This window comes from Escherichia sp. WS547, from assembly GCF_046486065.1.
Taxonomy (GTDB): domain Bacteria; phylum Pseudomonadota; class Gammaproteobacteria; order Enterobacterales; family Enterobacteriaceae; genus Escherichia; species Escherichia coli.
In genome coordinates this window covers 1-5,793 of the sequence record NZ_JBJQMA010000050.1, presented here as the reverse complement: position 1 = coordinate 5,793, position 5,793 = coordinate 1, and the positions used below count along the sequence as shown (strand labels likewise).

Annotated in this window: 4 protein-coding genes and 2 pseudogenes; 2 read left to right on the top strand and 4 right to left on the bottom strand. The window is 47.4% G+C overall.

Going from position 1 to position 5,793, the window contains the following annotated elements:
• Positions 1-110: 110 nt before the first annotated feature.
• The 4 genes and pseudogenes from ACJHWK_RS23750 to apbC form a co-directional block, all read right to left on the bottom strand.
• A pseudogene (locus tag ACJHWK_RS23750) lies at positions 111-212 on the bottom strand (hypothetical protein); the annotation flags it as partial.
• Between the two features lie 80 nt (positions 213-292).
• Positions 293-835, bottom strand: coding sequence for a fimbrial protein (locus tag ACJHWK_RS23745; protein WP_000830468.1), 543 nt, complete (start codon positions 833-835; stop codon positions 293-295).
• A gap of 295 nt (positions 836-1,130) precedes the next feature.
• Positions 1,131-1,412, bottom strand: a complete 282-nt coding sequence (locus ACJHWK_RS23740) for a YehE family protein (protein ID WP_001328276.1) — start codon at positions 1,410-1,412, stop codon at positions 1,131-1,133.
• Between the two features lie 262 nt (positions 1,413-1,674).
• A complete protein-coding gene (gene apbC, locus ACJHWK_RS23735) occupies positions 1,675-2,784 on the bottom strand; it encodes an iron-sulfur cluster carrier protein ApbC (RefSeq protein ID WP_001005448.1) in 1,110 nt (369 codons plus the stop codon).
• A gap of 131 nt (positions 2,785-2,915) precedes the next feature.
• Here apbC and metG point away from each other — a divergent pair, with 131 nt between their 5' ends.
• Positions 2,916-4,949 (top strand): methionine--tRNA ligase, encoded by a 2,034-nt coding sequence (metG, locus tag ACJHWK_RS23730; RefSeq protein WP_001520834.1) that lies wholly within the window; start codon positions 2,916-2,918, stop codon positions 4,947-4,949.
• Positions 4,950-5,089: 140 nt separating this feature from the next.
• Positions 5,090-5,686 (top strand): annotated as a pseudogene (locus ACJHWK_RS23725) (WGR domain-containing protein); the annotation flags it as partial.
• Positions 5,687-5,793 lie beyond the last annotated feature (107 nt).

The window sequence follows — 5,793 nt, the reverse complement described above, 5'->3', positions numbered from 1 at the left end:
CTGCTGAATTCACTGTCGGCGAAGGTAAGTTGATGACTCATGATGAACCCTGTTCCATGGCTCCAGATGACAAACATGATCTCATATCAGGGACTTGTTCGCACCTTCCCTTTATTTTCTGCCGGGTAAATAATACGCGTCCCGTAGATAACAATACCGGCATGTGCAGGAAGGACCATAGAAGAAATGAGTAAAGCTAATAATCCTTTCATCTTAATGCCTCTTAAATTAAAAGGCCGCCATGGGGATAGCGGCCATGTTTATTACCTGGAGAAACTTGAAGTTTTATTTATTAATCCTGCGCCACACGCATAACCAGAGAAGATAACACATCACCTGATTGCACTGAATTATCTGTCAGCTTCAGGTATTTTGCTTTAAACGGAATAGCATATTGACCTTCCGCTGTTTTATAACTCTCAATGTTAAAAGGTGCAGAAACATCCAGGACATCGCTGTTATCACCTAAATAGAGATAGTACCCCACGGTATCGTTGCTACTGGCTATCGCCTTATCGTTTCCGGTTATTTTATCGTTGGTAATCAACGAGAGTTTTACACCAGCAACTTCTTTCGGACAGCTAATTTTTAACATGCTGCTGGTTACACCGACTGCATCATCATAGGTCGAGTATTTAGCTTTACCTTCAAAGACAGTGGTTGGTACAGTTGGCATATTAATACTTACTGAATCGCCACCCGCTTCGAATTTACACGGAGATTCTGCAATATTCCCTTTAATGGTTAATGTTCCGGTATCAACGTCTGCGGCAAATACCCCAGCGCTCATAAAAAAAGAAGAAAAGACAGCGGCAGCAATAATTGAACGTTTCATAATATGTTCCTTAATAAAATTTATTTTTTGGTTGTTAAGAGTCTGTATCTCTTGGAAACAAATTTCTCACATCAAAAAAGTTGCCGAAATGTAAACATATTGTTTTATTGATTTAAAACAAATTAACTATTGCAATATAAACACAACAAATACTTAAACATATTAAATATTTATCACATCTATTAATTAATGCAGATTTTTGTAAGTGGTATTATTGATATAAATAAAAAAGCTGAAATCATTCACACGAATGATTTCAGCTTTCTAAATCCGATTAAAAAACCAGGGTGGCAAATTAATCGTAGCGATTTAACACGATTCGACGTTTGCTATCGCTACCTGCAACAACCACTTCTGTCGTTACACCTTTGACTGGCGAAGAAACCTGATGACGGGTATCAACATCATACGTTAACTGACCACAATACTGTTGAGGTTGACCATTAACCATAGCCATACTGCATGTTGGGGGACTGATCCTGCCATTAATCGTTAATGTGGCAGTCTGTGAAGAGAACGCGGGAGAAGCCATTCCATAGGCAAGAAAAATAATTCCTGACAGCCAGTACTTATTCATTGAACGTTATCCCTGTAGTAAAGGTTATGCCTGGATAGAATGAGTGCATAACAAACTATAGCTGTACATCCACTACACAGCCACGAAGGATGATAATGAAGCATTGCCTGTACGATCAATCGACTTTATAGAGTTTCGGACGAAGGTCCGCAGAATATTTGCAGCATTAAATAAGTGTTCATTAATGCGGCAAAAACAAATACACCGCATCAATGTAACATCTCTGCGGTGTATGAAAAACAACCAAAAAGGTTAATACGCGTTAGACCGCGCGGAAGGAAATCTCGCCAGGAATGACTTCTCCCTGCCAATAAAGCTGGGCTGCAACGCGGTCAGCCAGCTGGCGGTAGATAGCGGTAAATTCGCTCTCCGGACGGCTGATAACCGTTGGCGTGCCTTTATCGAGATCTTCACGTAAGGAGATGTGTAACGGCATCTGCCCCAGCAACTGCGTGTGATATTTCTCGGCCAGTTTCTCTGCACCACCGGTACCGAAAATCGGTTCATGGTGACCACAGTTACTGCAAATATGCACACTCATGTTCTCGACAATACCGAGCACCGGAACCTCGACTTTCTCGAACATCACAATGCCTTTTTTCGCATCGATCAACGCAATGTCCTGCGGAGTGGTGACCACTACCGCGCCAGTTACTGGTATGTTTTGTGCCAGTGTCAATTGAATGTCACCGGTGCCTGGCGGCATATCAAGCACCAGATAGTCGAGATCCGGCCACAAGGTTTCCTGCAACATCTGCATTAACGCCTTGCTCGCCATCGGACCACGCCACACCATCGCATTGTCGTCAGTGACCAGATAACCAATTGAATTGGTTGCCAGTCCATGAGACATAATCGGTGCCATATGGGTACCGTCCGGCGAAGTTGGACGCTGATTTTCTGCACCCAGCATGGTGGGTATTGATGGGCCGTAGATATCGGCGTCCAGAATGCCGACTTTCGCCCCTTCCGCCGCCAGTGCCAGCGCCAGGTTTACCGCCGTGGAGGATTTACCCACGCCGCCTTTACCGGAGCTGACCGCAATGATGTTCTTCACGCCGTTAATTCCCGGCTGATTCTTCACGCGTTTTAAGGTGGCGATATTGTGCGACAGTTTCCAGTCGATAGCTTTCGCCCCGGTGATGCGCAGCAGTTCGGCGCTACATTGCTCTTTTAACTCTTCGAACGCGCTATGCCAGACGAATGGCATAACCAGTTCCACATGCAACGTGTCGTCCATCCAGGCGACATGGTGCAACGCTTTCAGCGTGGTGAGGTTATGCTTCAGGGTTGGGTGCTGAAAATTGGCCAGTGTCCCGGCGACCATTGCGCGCAAGGCTTCTGGTGATTTGGCCTGGGATTGTTCGTTCATCCCGACTCCTTTTTTGTATAGATAAACCATCAGCTGATAGTTTACCTGAAGAATATAGAGAAGTACTTACTTAACATTTTTCCATTTGGTACTATCTAACCCCTTTTCACTATTAAGAAGTAATGCCTACTATGACTCAAGTCGCGAAGAAAATTCTGGTGACGTGCGCACTGCCGTACGCTAACGGCTCAATCCACCTCGGCCATATGCTGGAGCACATCCAGGCTGATGTCTGGGTCCGTTACCAGCGAATGCGCGGCCACGAGGTCAACTTCATCTGCGCCGACGATGCCCACGGCACACCGATCATGCTGAAAGCTCAGCAGCTCGGTATCACCCCGGAGCAGATGATTGGCGAAATGAGTCAGGAGCATCAGACTGATTTCGCAGGCTTTAACATCAGCTATGACAACTATCACTCGACGCACAGCGAAGAGAACCGCCAGTTGTCAGAACTTATCTACTCTCGCCTGAAAGAAAACGGTTTTATTAAAAACCGCACCATCTCTCAGCTTTACGATCCGGAAAAAGGCATGTTCCTGCCGGACCGTTTTGTAAAAGGCACCTGCCCGAAATGTAAATCCCCGGATCAATACGGCGATAACTGCGAAGTCTGCGGTGCGACCTACAGCCCGACTGAACTGATCGAGCCGAAATCGGTGGTTTCTGGCGCTACCCCGGTAATGCGTGATTCTGAACACTTCTTCTTTGATCTGCCCTCTTTCAGCGAAATGTTGCAGGCATGGACCCGCAGCGGTGCGTTGCAGGAGCAGGTGGCAAACAAAATGCAGGAGTGGTTTGAATCCGGCCTGCAACAGTGGGATATCTCCCGCGACGCCCCTTACTTCGGTTTTGAAATTCCGAACGCGCCGGGCAAATATTTCTACGTCTGGCTGGACGCACCGATTGGCTACATGGGTTCCTTCAAGAATCTGTGCGACAAACGCGGCAACACCACCAGCTTCGATGAATACTGGAAGAAAGATTCCACCGCCGAGCTGTACCACTTCATCGGTAAAGATATCGTTTACTTCCACAGCCTGTTCTGGCCTGCCATGCTGGAAGGCAGCAACTTCCGCAAGCCGACTAACCTGTTTGTTCATGGCTATGTGACGGTGAACGGCGCGAAGATGTCCAAGTCTCGCGGCACCTTTATTAAAGCCAGTACCTGGCTGAATCATTTTGATGCTGACAGCCTGCGTTACTACTACACTGCGAAACTCTCTTCGCGCATTGATGATATCGATCTCAACCTGGAAGATTTCGTTCAGCGTGTGAATGCCGATATCGTGAATAAAGTGGTTAACCTGGCATCCCGTAACGCTGGCTTTATCAACAAGCGTTTTGACGGCGTGCTGGCAAGCGAACTGGCTGACCCGCAGTTGTACAAAACCTTCACGGATGCCGCTGAAGTGATTGGTGAAGCGTGGGAAAGCCGCGAATTTGGTAAAGCAGTACGCGAAATTATGGCGCTGGCTGATCTGGCTAACCGCTATGTCGATGAACAGGCTCCGTGGGTGGTGGCGAAACAGGAAGGCCGCGATGCCGACCTGCAGGCAATTTGCTCGATGGGCATCAACCTGTTCCGCGTGCTGATGACTTACCTGAAGCCGGTACTGCCGAAACTGACCGAGCGTGCAGAAGCATTCCTCAATACAGAACTGACCTGGCATGGTATCCAGCAACCGCTGTTGGGCCATAAAGTGAATCCGTTCAAGGCGCTGTATAACCGCATCGATATGAAGCAGGTTGAAGCACTGGTGGAAGCATCTAAAGAAGAAGTAAAAGCCGCTGCCGCGCCGGTAACTGGCCCGCTGGCTGACGATCCAATCCAGGAAACTATCACCTTTGATGACTTCGCCAAAGTTGACCTGCGCGTGGCACTGATTGAAAACGCAGAGTTTGTTGAAGGTTCCGACAAACTGCTGCGCCTGACGCTGGATCTCGGCGGTGAAAAACGCAATGTCTTCTCCGGCATTCGTTCTGCTTACCCGGATCCGCAGGCACTGATTGGTCGTCACACCATTATGGTGGCTAACCTGGCACCACGTAAAATGCGCTTCGGTATCTCCGAAGGCATGGTGATGGCTGCCGGTCCTGGCGGGAAAGATATTTTCCTGCTAAGCCCGGATGCCGGTGCTAAACCGGGTCATCAGGTGAAATAATCTCCTTTCAAGGCGCTGTATCGACAGCGCCTTTTCTTTATAAATTCCTAAAGTTGTTTTCTTGCGATTTTGTCTCTCTCTAACCCGCATAAATACTGGTAGCATCAGCATTCAACTGGATAAAATTACAGGGATGCAGAATGAGGCACTTTATCTTTCAGGACGAAAAATCACATAAATTCTGGGCGGTGGAGCAACAGGGAAACGAGTTGCATATCTGTTGGGGAAAAGTTGGCACCAAAGGGCAAAACCAGGTAAAAAGTTTTGCGGATGCTGCGGCAGCGGCAAAAGCGGAGCTTAAGCTGATCGCAGAGAAAACGAAAAAAGGCTATGTGGAAAATGCTTTAGCAAACGTGCATATCCCCCCCATCACCAAAGCCACTCCTGAAGTTGAAACCTCCCCTGAGAGTAAAAACAAACGCCCATGGGTGGCTGATGATGCAGTCATTCCGGTAACTGGCGATATTAATCGATTTGCTTTTCCTCATCGCTCTCGCCCCAGAGAGATCAATTATCTGTACAAAGATGGCCAAATATGGAAGCGCATCGCGAATAACACCAGGGCATATGACCCCGACAATAATTACCGCTCTTATCCTGAAAACTGGCAGCTGGCGTTTGCCGAGTTACAAAGGCGAATTCTGAATAATCAACAAACAGGAAGTATACAATCTGATGCGGCATTGCTCTGGAATTTATGGAACTCTTACTCTACAGATGAACTGGTCGATGACTTAGGGAAGGTGCGAACAAGTCCCTGATATGAGATCATGTTTGTCATCTGGAGCCATGGAACAGGGTTCATCATGAGTCATCAACTTACCTTCGCCGACAGTGAATTCAG